At 72.0% G+C, this 597-nt stretch carries 1 protein-coding gene; it reads right to left on the bottom strand.

The annotated features are described in order from the left end of the window. A partial coding sequence (locus tag AVAK2825_RS24755; RefSeq protein ID WP_284403129.1) for a DUF6531 domain-containing protein occupies positions 1 to 597 on the bottom strand: 597 nt, incomplete at both ends.

Genomic DNA, 597 nt, shown 5'->3' with positions numbered 1-597 from the left:
TCCCTGCGCTCGCAGCGCCACTGGCCGCACCCTTTGCCATGGCCTGCTCGCGGGCCTGCCGTGCGCTCCAGGTCAGCACCTCGCCCGTGCCTGCATCGGCGTCACCCGCCACCCAGTGCAGCGCCACCGCATTGCCGTTCGCATCCTGCATCCGGGCCAGGGGCAGGCGCCACTGCTCGGGGGCATGCTGGCGGTAGTGGTGCTCCAGGCCCCCCTTGTGCGCGATGACCCACAGGCCCTCTTCCGGGTGGCGCACGGTGAACTTCTCATACGGGTCGAACCAGTCGCCGCCCACGGCGACTTGCGGCAACGGCACATGGCGGCCCGCCTCGTCCAGCAGCACCATGCCGTCGGCCGACAGGCGCAGCTCCTGCGCCATCGGGTGGCTCCAGCCGCGGCCCCAGGGGCCGTCCTCGGCGAGCCCCGAGCGGTAGCGCCGCCGCCAGACCAGGGCCAACTCGGGGGAGGGGCCGGGCAGGGTGAAGTCGGTCTCGTCCATGAGCTTCTGGCCGCTGGAGAGGATGACCGGCCCGCCGATGGCGCACAACTCGCACCCGCCCTTGCCGTTGGGATCCTGGCGGTTGCTGTGTTCCTTGG

The organism is Acidovorax sp. SUPP2825, from assembly GCF_030158995.1.
Classification (GTDB): Bacteria; Pseudomonadota; Gammaproteobacteria; order Burkholderiales; family Burkholderiaceae_C; genus Paracidovorax.
This window is presented reverse-complemented; position numbering and strand designations above follow the sequence as displayed.